This window comes from Herbaspirillum sp. C9C3, assembly GCF_013359625.1.
Classification (GTDB): domain Bacteria; phylum Pseudomonadota; class Gammaproteobacteria; order Burkholderiales; family Burkholderiaceae_D; genus Herbaspirillum.
The window spans coordinates 105,076-120,363 of record NZ_JABFMQ010000008.1 but is presented as its reverse complement, the minus strand read 5'-3'; the positions used below and the strand labels follow the sequence as shown (position 1 = coordinate 120,363).

Sequence of the window (15,288 nt, the reverse complement as noted above, 5' to 3'; positions counted from 1 at the left end):
CGCCGAAACTTGTCTGACCTCTTGCGTAAAGTGCGTTACCCTGAGGGCTACGGCTGGTCCTGGCGTCGTCGCTGCTTATCGATCTGGTAAGATGGCGCGACAATGTTCACCTCGCCTGATGCGGACCGACCACAAGCATTGACAAGCCGGTCCGCCAGCGCTCCCGAGAAATAAAACGATATGGATGTTAGCGACACCCCCAATCCGCTGCTGCGCCCTCGCCGCAAACCCCAGAGCCTGTCACAGGAAGTCGTGGCGGCGCTGTCGGCGATGATCAGCAGCGGCAGTCTCAAGCCCGGCGACAAGCTGCCCACCGAATCGGAGATCATGCAGACCCAGGGGGTCTCGCGTACCGTCGTGCGCGAAGCCATCTCGCGGCTACAAGCCGCCGGGCAGGTGGAGACGCGCCACGGCATCGGCACCTTCGTACTGGAGGCCAAGAAGGGCTCCAACATCAACATCGACCCGGCCACCATCACCACCATGCGTGACCTGCTGGCGCTGCTGGAGCTGCGCATCAGCCTGGAAACCGAAACTGCGGGCCTGGCCGCCTCCCGCCGCAGCGATGCCCAGTTGCAGGAGATCCGCGAGGCGCTGGACCTGTTCCACGCCAACCAGAAAAGCGGTGGCGATACCGTGGGACCGGACTTTCGCTTCCACTTCGCCATCGCCAATGCCACCGGCAATCGTTACTTCATCGAGATCATCAGCCATCTGGGCATGGGGGTGATCCCGCGCAAGCGCATCAATACCGCCGAGCTGGCCCATGACCAGCAGGCCAGCTACCTGGAGCGGGTCCAGCGCGAGCATGAAGACATCTTCGAGGCCATCGCCCGAAGCGACGCCGAAGCGGCGCGCGCGGCCATGCGCAATCACCTCACCAACAGCCGCGAGCGCCTGCGCCGCGCGCAGCAGGAAGCCGAATCGGGCAGCACCGGCAGCGCCTGACCTACCGGGCAAGGGCCGATCCGGGCATCTCCGGTCGGCCCGCTCCTTACCGCAGTCCCGTCCATCCTCCAGCCATCGTCCGGCAATACCGCCGACAGCGCCCGGCCTCGTCCTCTTCCGCGTCGGCAGCACCTGCCCTCTCTCTTCCTGCACCAGCGCAAAAGCTCAGAAGAAATTGCTGGCTTTCTGAAATCTTATGTTGTACGATGACTGATATCCTAATCGGATACAAGAAGATCAGAGACAACAATCAACACACTTGCCTCGTTTTCCAACCCATTCCTAACGGCGTCGAGCGAAACCATGTCCCAGTACACACCCCAAGACCTCAAACAGATCCTCTCTTCCGGCCTGCTGTCGTTCCCGCTGACGGACTTCGACGAGCAAGGCGATTTCCGCCCCAAGACCTACATCGAGCGCCTGGAGTGGCTGGCGCCGTATGGCGCGAGCGCCCTGTTCGCCGCTGGCGGCACGGGTGAGTTCTTCTCGCTGGTTCCGGGTGAATATTCGGACATCATCCGCACCGCCGTCGACACCTGCCGTGGCAAGGTGCCCATCATCGCCGGTGCCGGCGGTTCCACCCGCGCCGCCATCGCCTATGCCCAGGAAGCCGAGCGTCTGGGTGCGCACGGTATCCTCTTGATGCCGCACTACCTGACCGAAGCCAGCCAGGACGGTATCGCCGCCCACGTGGAAGCGGTCTGCAAGTCGGTCAACTTCGGCGTCATCATCTACAACCGCGCAGTCTGCAAGCTCAACGCCGAGACCCTGCAACGCCTGGCCGACCGCTGCCCCAACCTGATCGGCTTCAAGGATGGCGTCGGCGAGATCGAACCGATGGTGCATATCCGTCGCAAGCTGGGTGACCGTTTCACCTATCTGGGCGGCCTGCCGACCGCTGAAGTCTATGCCGCCGCCTACAAGGCACTGGGCGTGCCGGTGTATTCCTCGGCCGTGTTCAACTTCATCCCCAAGACCGCCGTCGAGTTCTACGAAGCCATTGCCAAGGAAGACCACGACACCGTCGGCAAGCTCATCGACGACTTCTTCCTGCCCTACCTGGCCATCCGCAACCGCAAGGCGGGTTATGCGGTGTCCATCGTCAAGGCCGGTGCCAAGATCGTCGGCCACGACGCCGGTCCGGTCCGCACGCCCCTGACCGATTGCACCCCGGAAGAGCACGAAGAACTGGCCGCCCTGATCAAGAAGCTGGGTCCGCAATAAGACTCACCTGATCCGACCGGCAGCAACAAGGGAGGGGGCCGCAGGAAACTGCGGCCCCCTCCCCTTTTTACGTGAGATGAAGGAAAGTGCAGGCCCCTGCCGAAAAAAAACCTCCGTAGCCGAAGCGACGGAGGTTTTCGTGAAGGGAAATGCCAAAACTCAGAACTCTTCCCAATCCTGTGCATCGTCCTTGATGCGGCTGCCTGGCGCCGGTGGCGTGGCCTTGGCCGGTTTGGCGGGCGGCAACTTGGGCGCCGCCTTCGGTGTGGCTGCAGCGGACGGCGCGGCGGGCACGGCAGGCGCAACCGGTGCAACCGCAGCCGAGGGCGGCGCCATCGGCGCCGGACGCGGCTTGGCTACCGGGCTGGCAATCTGGTGCGCATCGATCTTGAAGATGCTCACCGCGCCCACCAGGTTGGTGGCCTGGGCCTGCAGCGATTGCGCCGCAGCCGCTGCCTGTTCCACCAGAGCGGCGTTCTGCTGGGTCACTTCATCCATCTGGGTGATGGCGCGATTGACCTGTTCGATGCCGGTGCTCTGCTCGCGGCTGGCCTCGGCGATCTCACCGACGATGTCGGTCACGCGCTGCACGCTGGTGACCACTTCGCTCATGGTGGCGCCGGCCTGCTCCACCAACTGGCTGCCGGCTTCAACCTTCTCCACCGAATCATCGATGAGCGACTTGATCTCCTTGGCCGCCGCCGCCGAACGCTGCGCCAGCGAACGCACTTCCGAGGCCACCACGGCAAAGCCGCGGCCCTGCTCACCGGCCCGGGCGGCTTCCACCGCTGCATTCAGGGCCAGGATATTGGTCTGGAAGGCGATGCCATCGATGACGCTGATGATGTCGACGATCTTGCGCGAGGAATCATTGATGGCCTGCATGGTGTCGACCACCTGCGAAACCACTTCCCCACCCTTGCTGGCGGTGGAGGAGGCCGAATGCGCCAGCTGGTTGGCCTGCAGGGCATTGTCGGCGTTCTGCTTGACGGTGCCGGTCAGCTGTTCCATGGAGGCGGCGGTCTCTTCCAGGGAGCTCGCCTGCTGCTCGGTGCGCGAAGACAGGTCCATGTTGCCGGCGGCGATTTCCTTGGCACTGGTATCGATGCTGTCGGAACTGCTGCGCACGCGGCCCACGGTGGTCAACAGCGCCTGCTGCATGCTGCGGATGGCCGAGAACAGGCGGCCAATCTCGTTGTTGTTCTTGACATCCACCTTGGTCGTCAGGTCGCCATTGGCCACCAGGTCCAGCAGGTGAACGGCACGGTTGAGCGGCGTGAGGACGATGTTGCGCAGCATGAAATGCACCCCGATCACCAGGAACAGGGCGCCGATCAGACCGGCGACCACCAGCCAGACCACCATGTTGTATTCGTGCTGGCGCTCGCTGGCGGCGGTGTTGTTGAGATCCATGGCCCGCTTCTGGAACTGGTCCAGCGCCTTGGAGAAGCGCGCTCCGGCCGGATTGATCTGCTTGTCGTTGAGCTCCGAATACGCGGCGGTATCGCCCGCCTTCAACTCACCGGCGGCCTTGAGCAGCAGGTCGGAGAGTGCGCGCGCCGATTCGATGAGTTCCTTCTTCACCGCCGGCTCCTCGCCGGCCAGCTCGGACATCTTGCTGAACTCCTCCACGTACTTGAGGCCACGGTCATAGCTGGTCTGGGCGCTCTTGAGGGCGCCCTCGGTGACGGCCGGATCGTTCTTTTCCTTCAGATTGGCATAGGCGCGCGTGAGCGCAGAGCGTGTGCGCGTGGTGTCCTTGTAGGCGTCATTGATGACGATGACATGCTCGGCGATCTCATGCACATATTCCGTGGCCTGGTTGGCCCGACCCAGCGCAAAGATCCCCACGCCGGCCCCCACTACGATCATGCATGAAAACAGCGCAAGCGCGCTCATCAGGCTGAAGCGAACCGTCAGATTCCGCATTCCCTCTCTCCGCTTAATATTTGTACAACAACAAATGAAATGAACAACCTGGCGCAGACGATACAACAGCGAGGCACGCTTCATATCGGCGGCAAACTGACCAAAACGGCCCCAATTCCCGGTTAGGGCACTCGGCAAACAGGTGCTTGCGTATTGTGCAACGGCAACACCCGGCACTGGCTGTCCTGGATCAAGCCGGCTTCATATGTGACGGCAATCATGTGAAAAAGCTTGTCGGATTTACCTCCGACAAGCTCAAAAAACAACATATTGACGGTTTGAATGCTGAAGAAATCAGCAACCAGGAATCAGGGGGCTGCCGGCAGGTCGATGATCTCGACCCAGTTCGGGTTGCGCCCGAGGGTATAGCGGAAGAGCGGGGTCAGGGCGCCGCTGTCATGGTTGATGGCGTAGCTGGTCAGTCCGGCCTTCTGGCCGACCGCCAGCAGATAGCGCCCCTGCGGATCGATGTTGAAGCCACGCGGCTGGGTTTCGGTGGGGATGTTGAGGATGCGCGTGAGCTTGCCGCTGGCCAGGTCCACGCGATAGCCGGTGAGCGTATTGGAGGTACGCTCGCTGGCATAGAGGAAGCGGCCATCGGGGGTCAGGTGCAGGTCGGCCGCCGCCAGCTGCTCGCTGGTCTTGAAGCCTTCCGGCAAGGCCGAATCACTGCCCTGCAGGGTCAGGGTCCCGGCGCGACGGTCATAGGCGTAGGTGTTGACGGTGGCATCGAGCTCATTGGTCGAATAGACGAAACGCTGGTCCGGCGAAAACACGAAGTGGCGCGGCCCCGCACCGGCCCTGGTGGCCACGGAGGGCGGCGTATTGGGCGTGAGCGCACCGGTGGCCGCATCGAAGCGGTACTGCAGGATCACGTCACTGCCAAGGTTGCTGGCGAAGACGAAGGCATTGGCCGGATCGACCTGCACCGAGTGGGCGTTCTTCCCGGTCGGGATCACTGCCAGCGGCGGCGCCTGCACGGTGCCGTCGCTGGCGATCGCATTGACCGAGATCTTGTTGCCCGAGTAGGACGCCGCCAGCAGATAGCGGCCGCTGCGGTCGGTGGCGATGTTGGCCATGTTGTCGGCCAGCGGCGCCTTGGAAAGGACCTTGAGCTTGCCGCTGCGGGGATCGATGGCATAGCTGACGACCGAATAAGGCTGGCCTCGCAGGGAGGCATACAGGAAGCGGTGGTCCGGGCTGATGGCCAGCGGCATCACGGTGCTGCCGGTATCGACCTGCTCGATCAGATTGACGCTGCCGTCGCCATTGAGCCTGAGCACATAGATGTCCTGGCTGTCGGCGTTGGAGACATAGGCCACGGTGGCCGCATGGGCGTAGCCGGTGGCCAGACTGAGGGCGGAAGTGGCGATGAAGGTGGCAAGACGGGAAGAGGATGTGGAAATAAGGCTGCTCATGCGGTCTCCTGGCGGATCAACGTTGTTGTTGGTATGTGAACGGAAAAAAAAGGACCCGCAAGCGGGTCCCAAGGGAGGATGGCATCAGGTCACCGGCGCCGGGTTGAACAGGGTCAGTGCGTTGTGCAGCTTCCATTGTTCGGCCCAGGTGCGCTTCTTGCCGCTGGCCACGTCCAGCATCAGCTGGAACAGTTCCCAGCCGACCTGTTCGATGGTGGCTTCGCCGCTGGCGATGCGTCCGGCATTGACATCCATCAGGTCATGCCAGCGTCGCGCCAGATCGTTGCGGGTGGCGACCTTGATGACCGGCACGGCCGCCAGGCCATAGGGCGTACCACGGCCTGTGGTGAAGATATGAAGGTTCATGCCGGCGGCCAGCTGCAAGGTGCCGCAGATGAAGTCGGAGGCCGGGGTGGCGGCGTAGATCAGGCCCTTCTGCTGAAGTTTGTCGCCCGGCGCGAGCACGCCCGAAATCGGGCTGGAGCCGGACTTGACGATGGAGCCCATGGCCTTCTCGACGATGTTGGCCAAGCCGCCCTTCTTGTTGCCGGGGGTGGTGTTGGCGCTGCGGTCCACGCCGCCTTGCTTCAAGTAATTGTCGTACCAGTCCATCTCGCGGATCATGGCCTGGGCCACTTCCTCATTGACGGCGCGCGAGGTCAACTGGTCGATGCCGTCACGCACTTCGGTCACTTCCGAGAACATCACCGACGCCCCGGCGCGCACCAGCAGGTCGGTGGCAAAGCCCACCGCCGGATTGGCCGTCACACCGGAGAAGGCATCGCTGCCGCCACACTGCACACCGACCACCAGGTCCGAGGCCGGGCAGGTTTCGCGACGGCGCTTGTTCAGTTCGGTCAGGCGTGCCTCGGCCATGGTCATGATGGAATCGATCATGGAGTTGAAACCGACGTGTTCCGCATCCTGCAGGCAGACCACATAGGGTTCACCGGCCTTGTGGATGGGGATCATGTTTTCCGGCAGCAGGCGGTTGGGCTGGAGCTTTTCGCAGCCCAGGCTCACCACCATGGCCTGGCCGCCGAAGTTGGGGTTCAGGCTGATGTTGCGCAGGGTGCGGATGGGAATGCCGGCATTGGGGGCATCGATGGCCACGCCGCAACCATAGGTATGCTCCAGCGCGACCACATCTTCCACGTTCGGATACTTGGGCAGCAGCTCGGCGCGGATGCGCTTGACCGCATGTTCCACCACGCCGGCCACGCATTGCACGGTGGTGGTAATGGCCAGCAGGTTGCGCGTGCCCACCGAGCCATCGGCATTGCGGTAGCCCTCGAAGGTATAGCCTTCCAGCGGCGGCTGCGGTGCCGGTTTCCTGGTGGCGATGGGCAGGTTGTCGAGTTCGCGCGCCGGCGGCATCTGCACCAGCGATTCCTCGATCCAGCTGCCCTTGGGAATATCACGCACGGCATAGCCGATGGCCACGTCGTAGCGCACGATGGCTTCGCCCTGCTTGAGATCGCGCAGGGCGATCTTGTGCCCCTGGGGCACACGGTCGACCAGGGTCAGACCGTCGGGGAACACGGTGCCGGCGGGCAGGCCGCCGTCATTGACGACGATGGCGACATTGTCAGTGTCGTTCATCATGATGTAACGCGGAGTGAATGCCTGGCTGGCGACGGTATCGGTGCTCATGCTAAGTCCCAAAACGACAGAATGCTGCAATTGAATGGAAAAGGCGGCCACTGCCGGAGCGGCCGCCGACAAGGCGGATCAGGCGTCCTTGAGTTCGACGCGCTTGATTTCCTTGACGATCACAAGATAGCTGATCACGGTCACCAGCGCATTGATGCCCACGAACACCAGGGCACCGGCGAAGGAACCGGTTTGCTTGACGATGTAACCGATCACGATGGGGGTGGTGATGCCGGCCACGTTGCCGAACATGTTGAACAGGCCACCGGACAGGCCCACGATCTGCTTGGGTGCGGTATCGGCCACCACGGCCCAGCCCAGCGCGCCCACGCCCTTGCCGAAGAAAGCCAGGGCCATGATGCCCACCACCATCCACTGCGCCTCGACGTAGTTGCACAGGATCATGGTCATCGACAGCAGCATGCCGCCCACGATGGGGATCTTGCGCGACCAGGTGACCGACATGCCGCTCTTGATGAGACGGTCCGAGATCAGGCCGCCGACCACGCCGCCGATGAAGCCGCACACCGCCGGGATCGAGGCCACGAAACCGGCCTTGAGAATGGACATGCCACGCTCCTGCACCAGATACACCGGGAACCAGGTCAGGAAGAAATAGGTAATCACGTTGATGCAGTACTGGCCGATGTACACGCCCAGGAGCATGCGGTTGGACAGCAACTGGCGGATATATCCCTTGCCCTTGGTGGAGGGAGCGGCGACCTTCCTGTTGTCCATGTCGACCAGGCCGCCACCGGATTCGATGTGCTGCAGTTCGGCCTGGTTGATGCGCGGATGATCCTTGGGGCTGTAGATGACCCTGCCCCAGACCATCGCCAGCAGGATGCCGACCACGCCCATGACGGTGAAGACGTGATGCCAGCTGTAGCTGTGCACGATCCAGGCCATCAGCGGCGTGAAGATCACGGCTGCGAAGTATTGCGCCGAATTGAAGATGGCCGAGGCAGTGCCGCGCTCCTTGGTCGGGAACCAGGCCGCGACGATGCGGCCATTGGCCGGGAAGGACGGTGCCTCGGCCAAGCCCACCATGAAGCGCAGCAGGAACAGCGCGATCACGGCCGAAGCCGTGCTCATCCAGGTCACACCGGCCTGCAGGAAGGTGAAGAAAGACCACAGGGCGATACTCCACATGTAGATCTTCTTGGAGCCGAAGCGGTCCAGCAGCCAGCCGCCCGGCAGTTGTGCCAGCACGTAGGCCCAGCTGAAGGCCGAGAAGATGTAGCCCATGGTCACCGGGTCCAGCGACAGTTCGGTCTTCATCGCCGACCCGGCGATGGACAAGGTGGCACGGTCAGCGTAGTTGACCGTGGTGACGACGAACAGCAGGAACAGGATCAGATAGCGGATGTGGGTGGGCTTGACCGCCCCAGCGCCGCCGGTGGTGTTGCTTTGCGCCAATTGAATTCTCCAGGTCTCTCGCCATCCATGCCGCCCACCGGCTGCGCACAGACGCCGCGGGAACACGGACGTACTGGCGTGGAGCCTGCTGGGCGGGTCTCTTGGCGTATTGTTGTGCTTTGAATAAGGTTGTTATAAGACGTCATACAACAGCAAGCGCAGTATAGCAGGACGCCAACCGGACGCAAGCGCTGAATGCGCCCGGTACGATGGTTCTCGTGCGGTGGGCATGGAGCTATTGCGTCGGGGGGGCGTTGTATGACCTGTCCCTTCGCCGCGCTGACGAAGCGGCGCGGCGAAGGTATCATGCGCGGACTCTTCATTTCGCCAAGATTTCCCATGACACCCTCTTCCACCATCTCGCGCGGCAATTCCGCCTGGCTCAAGCCGCTGTTGTTCGTCCTGGTGGCCGCCATCGGCCTCTATTACGTCAAGTGGTCGCCCTACTATCTGAAATCCTTCGTGGCCGCCGACAAGCACAGCATCGGCGCCTCCATCCTGGGCAATGCACCGGCCGCACCGTGGTCGGCGGCGCTGGAATATGCCGGCGTCTACTTCCTGGCCATCTGGAAAGCCGCCGTACTGGGCGTGTTGCTGGGCTCGCTGGTGCAGGTGCTGGTGCCGCGCGACTGGCTGCTGCGCGTGTTCGGCCGCGCCGGCCTGGGCTCGACGCTGCGCGGCGGGCTGTTCGCCCTGCCGGGCATGATGTGCACCTGCTGCGCCGCCCCGGTGGTAGCGGGCATGCGCCGTCAGCAGGTCTCGGTCGGCGCCGCGCTGGCGTTCTGGATCGCCAACCCGGTGCTCAATCCGGCCACGCTGGTGTTCATGGGATTCGTACTGGGCTGGGACTTCGCTGCGCTGCGACTGGTGGCCGGTGTGCTGCTGGTGGTGGGCGTGTCGCTGATCGCGCAGCGCGTGGCGCAAGCCGAAACACTGCCGCAGGCGGCACTGGATGCGGTGGCCGCTGCCGAATACGAACCGATGGATGATGGACGTCACTTCCTGGTCCGCTGGGCCAGCAAGCTGTGGCAATTGTTCTGGACCACCATGCCGGTCTACATCGTGGTGGTGCTGGCGCTGGGCGCAGCGCGGGTGTGGCTGTTCCCGCAGGTGGATGCCGGCATGGGCAACAGCCTGCTGTGGATCGTGGCGCTGGCGGTGGTGGGCACGCTGTTCGTGATTCCCACGGCGGCCGAAATCCCCATCGTGCAATCGATGTTGTCCCTGGGCATGGGCGTGGGCCCCGGCGTGGCGCTGCTGATGACCCTGCCCAGCATCAGCCTGCCTTCGCTGCTGATGCTGCGCACCTCATTCACGCCCAAGGTACTGACCACCGTCACGCTGCTGACCATCCTGATCGGCGCGGTCAGCGGGATGGTGGCCGTGGTGCTGCTGTAATGCTGTAAGCAGGCTCAGGGACGATACTGCCGCAGGAAGTCGACCACCTCGGTCTGCTTCCCTGCGAAGAGCAGGCGCGAGCCTTTGGACTCGCGCTGGAAGGCATAGATGGGATCGTAGTATTCGGCCAGCAAGGCATCGATCCAGGCACGGTGCAAGTCGACCACGCCGTCTTTCTCCTGGCGCGCCAGTGCCGTTTCCATCATCTGCAGCAGGCGGCGGTAGCGCTGGTCGCCCAGGCGCTTGACCAGCTTGCCGAGCGCGGCCAGCAGATGAGCGCGATAGCGCTCGAAACCGTGGCGCGGATCCAGCGCCAGATATTCCTCGCACAAACCACTGACGTAATCGCGCAGGATGCGCTCAACGCGCCCTTCCCGGCTGTCCTCCAGCCATACCATGGGCAGGTTCTGCATACGCTCGTGCAAGGCCAGCGGCAAGGCGCAGGCGCCGATCAGGCGACTCTCGTCTTCCAGCGCGAACCAGTGGTGACCTTGCGCCTGCAGCTTGATGAGGGCAATGGCCAGGCGGTGTTCGAAGTCGATGGGCGCAGGCTGCGGGCTGGCGCGCTTGCCGAAACTGGAGCCGCGATGATTGGCGTAGGCTTCCAGGTCCAGCGCATTGTCCAGCTGCAGCAGCACGTCGGTCTTGCCGCTGCCGGTCATGCCCCCCACCACCACGAAGGCGCATTCGGCCAGAGCCTGGTCGATGGCTTGCATCAGGAAGTGCCGCAGCGCCTTGTAGCCGCCGGCCACGCGCGGATAGGCGATGCCGGCCTCACTGTTCAACCATTGCTGGGTGATCTGCGAGCGCAGCCCGCCCCGGAAGCAGTACAGGCAGCCTTGCGGATGCGCCCGTGCAAACTGCGCCCAGGCGGCGATGCGTTCCTCCTTGACTGATCCGCTGACCAGTTGATGGCCCAGTTCGATGGCCGACTGCTGGCCCGCTTCCTTGTAGCGCAGGCCGACCTGATGGCGCTCGCTATCGTTCATCAGCGGCAGGTTCACGGCAGTCGGAAAGGCGCCCTTGACGAACTCCACCGGCGCCCTTGCATCCAGCATGGGCGTATCGGCGAGGAACAGTTCGCGGCTGGGCTGCAGATCGGCCATCAAAGCACCTCGACCGCGTAACGCTGTCGTTCCACCAGTTCGCCGATAGGCGCCAGTTCCAACCCCAGCGCAGCGGCGGTGGCGAGAAATTCCGGATTGGCTTCGGGCCGCACTGCCACCAGGAGGCCGCCGCTGGTCTGGGGATCACACAGCAGATTCTTCTGGGCTTCGCTAAGCGGACTGATCTTGCTGCCATAGCTCTCGACATTGCGTCCGGTACCACCCGGCACGCAGCCTTCGGCCAGGTAATAAGGCACGCCCGGCAGGCTGGGCACCAGCGCGTGCTGGATGCGTGCGCTCACGCCGCTGCCGTCGCACATTTCCACCAGATGGCCCAACAGGCCGAAGCCGGTCACATCCGTCATCGCAGCCACGCCCGCCAGCTTGCCGAAGCGGCTGCCGGGCTGGTTGAGCTGGCACATCCAGTCGCGTGCCGTGCCGACGTCTTCAGGGCGCAGCTTGCCCTTCTTTTCGGCGGTGGTGAGGATGCCGATGCCCAGCGGCTTGGTGAGGTACAGCAGGCAACCGGCGCTGGCGGTGTCGTTGCGCTTCATGTGGCGCTTCTCCACCACACCGGTCACGGCCAGGCCGAAGATGGGTTCCGGGGCATCGATGGAATGACCACCAGCCAGCGGGATGCCGGCCGCATCGCAGGCCGCGCGGCCACCGCGCACGACTTCGCGCGCCACTTCCGGCGGCAGCACGTTGACCGGCCAGCCGAGGATGGCGATGGCCATGAGCGGATCACCGCCCATGGCGTAGATGTCGCTGATGGCATTGGTGGCGGCGATGCGGCCGAAGTCGAAGGGATCATCGACGATGGGCATGAAGAAATCGGTGGTGGAGACCACGCCGCGCTCGTCATCGATGGCATAGACGGCCGCATCATCGCGGGAGGCATTGCCTACCCAGAGTTTGGGATCGAGATGCTGGGCGCCGCTGCCGGCCAGGATGACGTCGAGCACCTGCGGTGAAATCTTGCAACCGCAACCGGCGCCATGGCTGTATTGGGTCAGACGAATCGGGTCGCTCATGGGAAAGTCCTGGCTGATCGGGGGGATGCCGATTCTAGCAGCGATTGCGGCGCCGGGATGGGCCCAGGTCTCTGAATGGGCAGCCGGTCAATCACGACAGGCGTTCCAGCACCTCAGCGCAACGAATCACTTGCAGGCCGAGATCTTCAGTCACCTCGTCACTGCCTTCGTATTCAAAGCCATTGCGAACATCATGCGCCCGTGCGAGCAAGCGCCAGACGTCGGGACCGACCTCCAGCGTGTGAGGCAGGCACTGGAACACCACATAGCGGCTGGCGGGCCGGAAACCCTGGCGCCGCAAGGCGGCCAGCGAGAACGCATACGCCGCGCTGTAGCCGAGGAGGAAACGGCCGGATAATGAAAGACCTGGTGCCGAGGCATCTTTGAGCCGATCCCGGCCACTTTGGAGATGGGTATCGATTTCGGCCGCCGAAGGAGGCTCCGGCTTCAGTTGCCCCAACCTGAGGAGATTTTCAAGCTCATTGCGCCCCATCCTGTGCTCCGATCAATTCGATTTTCGGACCAGCCATCACGGAAACCAGAAAATGATTCCGTGCCGCGATCTTTTTCCGGAATTCAGCGGGGCGATACACCGTCAGGGAAATCTTCCTGCCCAGTCTTGCCTCCAGCGCCACCAGCTCGGGGTAGAGATCGGCACTGCCAAGGTCATCCGCCAGCACCAGCAAATCAATGTCACTGGTCGCCGTATCCAACCCCTTGGCAACCGAGCCATAAAGGAAGGCGCGCTCGATGCGTTCCGAAAAAGGCAGCAGCATAGCCTTGATGGTATCGGCCACGCCAAAGGTCTTGCGAATAATGGCGCTCAGTTCCGAAAAAATTGGAGAGTCCGGATTGGGCTTGTAGAGCAAGACGCGCCCCACCTCTTCCCGCAGCAACAGGCCGGCCTCGGTCAATTTGCCAAGCTCGCGCTGAGCCGACGCAGAACTGATGCCGGTGCGGCTCATCAGTGCGCGCAGGTGCATCCCTTCCGGCCGCAGGAACAGCTGGCCGAGAATGGCTTGGATGGATTTGGAGAAAAGGGCGTCACTGAGGGTGCTCATGCGCTCAATTCTAGCTCAACTGCGCTAAATTTGAGCACAAGCAAGCAGAGGTGATGCCTGGCAGGGCCAAAAACAAAAAAGCCCCGCAAGGAACTTGCGAGGCTTTCGTATTCTGGCTCCCCGACCTGGACTCGAACCAGGGACCTGCGGATTAACAGTCCGTCGCTCTACCGACTGAGCTATCAGGGATCAATTGAGGGCGCGATTATGAACGATTTTTTTCAGATTTACCAGAGTGTAAAACGAAAATTTTTTACATCGTTCTGCATCGTGGCGGCATAGCCCTGCCGCTCTTTTGCGCGAGACCAAACAGCAGCCTCACACTAATTGAAAAGGCCCCGCAATCACTTGCGAGGCCTTCGCATTCTTTGGCTCCCCGACCTGGACTCGAACCAGGGACCTGCGGATTAACAGTCCGTCGCTCTACCGACTGAGCTATCAGGGAACAGCTGAGAAAAAGATTATGACGTGATTTTTATTTCATGTCAAAACTTTTTTCGGGGAAAAGGACGTTTCTCATAGGAGAAAGTCCCTCACGCGCCCCTCTTCCGAAAGAGGGGCGCGCAGGTCCTTACAGCACCTTGGCAATGGCGTCGACCACCACGTCGATGTTCTTGGTGTTCAGTGCCGCCACGCAGATGCGACCGGTGTCGACGGCATAGATAGAGAACTCGTTGCGCAGGCGTTCCACCTGGGCCTTGGTCAGGCCGGAGTAGGAGAACATGCCGCGCTGCTTGATGACGAAATCGAAGTCATGGCCGGGCGCCTTTTCCTTCAGCTTGGCCACCAGCAGTTGACGCATTTCGCGGATGCGTACGCGCATCTCGGCCAGTTCGTCTTCCCACAGCTTGCGCAGTTCGGGCGATGCCAGGGCGGTGGCGACCACCTGGCCACCGTGGATCGGCGGGTTGGAGTAGTTGGTACGCACCACGCGCTTCAGTTGCGACAGCACGCGGGCCGCTTCTTCGGCGCTGGCTGCGGCGATGGACAATGCGCCCACGCGTTCGCCATACAGCGAGAAGGACTTGGAGAAGGAGTTCGACACGAACAGCGGGCCACCGGCTTCAGCGAAGCGGCGCACCACCTGGCCGTCTTCGGCGATGCCGTCGCCAAAGCCCTGGTAGGCCATGTCCAGGAAGGGAACCAGGCCGCGCGAGGTCACCACTTCAATGACTTGCGTCCACTGGTCGTCGGTCAGGTCGGCGCCGGTCGGGTTGTGGCAGCAGGCGTGCAGCAGCACGACCGAGCCGGTCTTCATGGTCTTCAAGGCTTCCAGCATGCCGGCGAAGTTCACGCCGCGGGTGGCCGGATCATAGTAGGGATAGGCGTTGACCTTGAAACCGGCCATCTCGAACAGGGCGCGGTGGTTTTCCCAGCTCGGATCGCTGATCCAGACTTCGGTGCCGGCCGGCGAGAAGTGTTTCAGGAAGTCCGCACCCAGCTTGAGCGCACCGGTGCCGCCCAGGGCTTGCACGGTGATGGCACGCTTCTCGGTGACCACGGCGCTGCCGGCGCCGAACACCAGTTCCTGCACGGCGCGGTCATAGGTGGCCAGGCCATCGATGGGCAGGTAGGTGCGCGGGGCCAGCTTGGCTGCCAGTTCCGCCTCGGCTTTCTTCACGCATTCCAGCAGGGGGACCTTGCCGTTGTCGTCGTAGTACACGCCCACGCCCAGGTTGGTCTTGGCCGGGTTCTGGTCGGCGTTGTAGGCTTCGGTCACGCCCAGGATGGGGTCGCGCGGCGCCATTTCGATGGCGGAAAACAGGGAGGCGGAGACAGGTGCGTTCATCGTGATAACATGAAAAGTTAGCTGCAACAAAGCGCTGCAGAAGGAAATGGGTGCACTGGGAGAGATTCGGATGTGCACCTTTTTGCAACACTGCATTCTAACAAATGTGGATCGCCAATCACAGACACAGACTGGCTCAAATGCCTGCTGAATCTGCATGAAACCATGTTCTATCGACATAACCCCGATCTGCACCCGCCCCGCGCCAGGCCGCCCCACCCAGTGGATGAGCTGGCTGCTGACGCGGCTTTGCGTCCGGTTTTGCCGGCTGGACAGGCGCAGATTGTGTCTTGAACTTCAGCATCCCGA

At 62.7% G+C, this 15,288-nt stretch carries 12 protein-coding genes and 2 tRNA genes; 3 read left to right on the top strand and 11 right to left on the bottom strand.

The features are described 5' to 3' along the window. Positions 1-180 precede the first annotated feature (180 nt). Positions 181-948 carry a FadR/GntR family transcriptional regulator gene (locus HNO82_RS10355; RefSeq protein WP_008330362.1) on the top strand — a complete coding sequence of 256 codons (768 nt, stop codon included), beginning with the start codon at positions 181-183 and terminating at the stop codon, positions 946-948. A 303-nt stretch (positions 949-1,251) separates the two neighbouring features. Further along, positions 1,252-2,172 (top strand): 5-dehydro-4-deoxyglucarate dehydratase, encoded by a 921-nt coding sequence (kdgD, locus tag HNO82_RS10350; protein WP_175343650.1) that lies wholly within the window; start codon positions 1,252-1,254, stop codon positions 2,170-2,172. 159 nt (positions 2,173-2,331) lie between these two features. Here the strand turns inward: kdgD and HNO82_RS10345 are convergent, their stop codons facing one another. From HNO82_RS10345 to HNO82_RS10330, 4 genes are all read right to left on the bottom strand, one after another. Then, positions 2,332-4,101, bottom strand: coding sequence for a methyl-accepting chemotaxis protein (locus HNO82_RS10345; protein WP_175343649.1), 1,770 nt, complete (start codon positions 4,099-4,101; stop codon positions 2,332-2,334). A gap of 308 nt (positions 4,102-4,409) precedes the next feature. Then, the gene (locus HNO82_RS10340; RefSeq protein WP_175343648.1) at positions 4,410-5,519 is read right to left on the bottom strand and encodes a lactonase family protein; all 1,110 of its coding nucleotides are present in this window, start codon (positions 5,517-5,519) and stop codon (positions 4,410-4,412) included. Positions 5,520-5,603: 84 nt separating this feature from the next. Then, positions 5,604-7,172 (bottom strand): galactarate dehydratase, encoded by a 1,569-nt coding sequence (gene garD, locus HNO82_RS10335; protein ID WP_008330366.1) that lies wholly within the window; start codon positions 7,170-7,172, stop codon positions 5,604-5,606. 78 nt (positions 7,173-7,250) lie between these two features. Continuing rightward, positions 7,251-8,591 (bottom strand): MFS transporter, encoded by a 1,341-nt coding sequence (locus HNO82_RS10330; protein ID WP_008330369.1) that lies wholly within the window; start codon positions 8,589-8,591, stop codon positions 7,251-7,253. Positions 8,592-8,930: 339 nt separating this feature from the next. Here HNO82_RS10330 and HNO82_RS10325 point away from each other — a divergent pair, with 339 nt between their 5' ends. Then, positions 8,931-9,989 carry a permease gene (locus HNO82_RS10325; RefSeq protein ID WP_034350702.1) on the top strand — a complete coding sequence of 353 codons (1,059 nt, stop codon included), beginning with the start codon at positions 8,931-8,933 and terminating at the stop codon, positions 9,987-9,989. Between the two features lie 14 nt (positions 9,990-10,003). Here the strand turns inward: HNO82_RS10325 and mnmH are convergent, their stop codons facing one another. The 7 genes from mnmH to HNO82_RS10290 form a co-directional block, all read right to left on the bottom strand. Then, positions 10,004-11,095: a tRNA 2-selenouridine(34) synthase MnmH gene (mnmH, locus tag HNO82_RS10320; RefSeq protein ID WP_175343647.1), complete on the bottom strand. Its 1,092-nt coding sequence runs from the start codon at positions 11,093-11,095 to the stop codon at positions 10,004-10,006. Then, a complete protein-coding gene (selD, locus tag HNO82_RS10315; RefSeq protein WP_175343646.1) occupies positions 11,095-12,129 on the bottom strand; it encodes a selenide, water dikinase SelD in 1,035 nt (344 codons plus the stop codon). The genes mnmH and selD overlap by 1 nt, the downstream gene beginning before the upstream one ends. Before the next feature lie 91 nt (positions 12,130-12,220). Beyond that, a complete protein-coding gene (locus tag HNO82_RS10310) occupies positions 12,221-12,622 on the bottom strand; it encodes a hypothetical protein (RefSeq protein WP_175343645.1) in 402 nt (133 codons plus the stop codon). After that, complete coding sequence (locus tag HNO82_RS10305; protein WP_175343644.1) at positions 12,609-13,190, bottom strand: nucleotidyltransferase domain-containing protein; 582 nt, start codon at positions 13,188-13,190, stop codon at positions 12,609-12,611. The genes HNO82_RS10310 and HNO82_RS10305 overlap by 14 nt, the downstream gene beginning before the upstream one ends. 113 nt (positions 13,191-13,303) lie before the next feature. Beyond that, positions 13,304-13,379, bottom strand: a tRNA-Asn gene (locus HNO82_RS10300). 180 nt (positions 13,380-13,559) lie between these two features. Then, a tRNA-Asn gene (locus HNO82_RS10295) sits at positions 13,560-13,635 on the bottom strand. Positions 13,636-13,761: 126 nt separating this feature from the next. Beyond that, positions 13,762-14,979, bottom strand: coding sequence for an amino acid aminotransferase (locus HNO82_RS10290; protein WP_008330389.1), 1,218 nt, complete (start codon positions 14,977-14,979; stop codon positions 13,762-13,764). Positions 14,980-15,288 lie beyond the last annotated feature (309 nt).

Excerpts from the sequence above, each read along its gene's own strand:
- HNO82_RS10355 (WP_008330362.1), top strand. The coding sequence starts at position 181 with ATGGATGTTAGCGACACCCCCAATCCGCTGCTGCGCCCTCGCCGCAAA.
- kdgD (WP_175343650.1), top strand. The coding sequence starts at position 1,252 with ATGTCCCAGTACACACCCCAAGACCTCAAACAGATCCTCTCTTCCGGC.
- HNO82_RS10345 (WP_175343649.1), bottom strand. The coding sequence starts at position 4,101 with ATGCGGAATCTGACGGTTCGCTTCAGCCTGATGAGCGCGCTTGCGCTG.
- HNO82_RS10340 (WP_175343648.1), bottom strand. The coding sequence starts at position 5,519 with ATGAGCAGCCTTATTTCCACATCCTCTTCCCGTCTTGCCACCTTCATC.
- garD (WP_008330366.1), bottom strand. The coding sequence starts at position 7,172 with ATGAGCACCGATACCGTCGCCAGCCAGGCATTCACTCCGCGTTACATC.
- HNO82_RS10325 (WP_034350702.1), top strand. The coding sequence starts at position 8,931 with ATGACACCCTCTTCCACCATCTCGCGCGGCAATTCCGCCTGGCTCAAG.
- mnmH (WP_175343647.1), bottom strand. The coding sequence starts at position 11,095 with ATGGCCGATCTGCAGCCCAGCCGCGAACTGTTCCTCGCCGATACGCCC.
- selD (WP_175343646.1), bottom strand. The coding sequence starts at position 12,129 with ATGAGCGACCCGATTCGTCTGACCCAATACAGCCATGGCGCCGGTTGC.
- HNO82_RS10310 (WP_175343645.1), bottom strand. The coding sequence starts at position 12,622 with ATGGGGCGCAATGAGCTTGAAAATCTCCTCAGGTTGGGGCAACTGAAG.
- HNO82_RS10305 (WP_175343644.1), bottom strand. The coding sequence starts at position 13,190 with ATGAGCACCCTCAGTGACGCCCTTTTCTCCAAATCCATCCAAGCCATT.
- HNO82_RS10290 (WP_008330389.1), bottom strand. The coding sequence starts at position 14,979 with ATGAACGCACCTGTCTCCGCCTCCCTGTTTTCCGCCATCGAAATGGCG.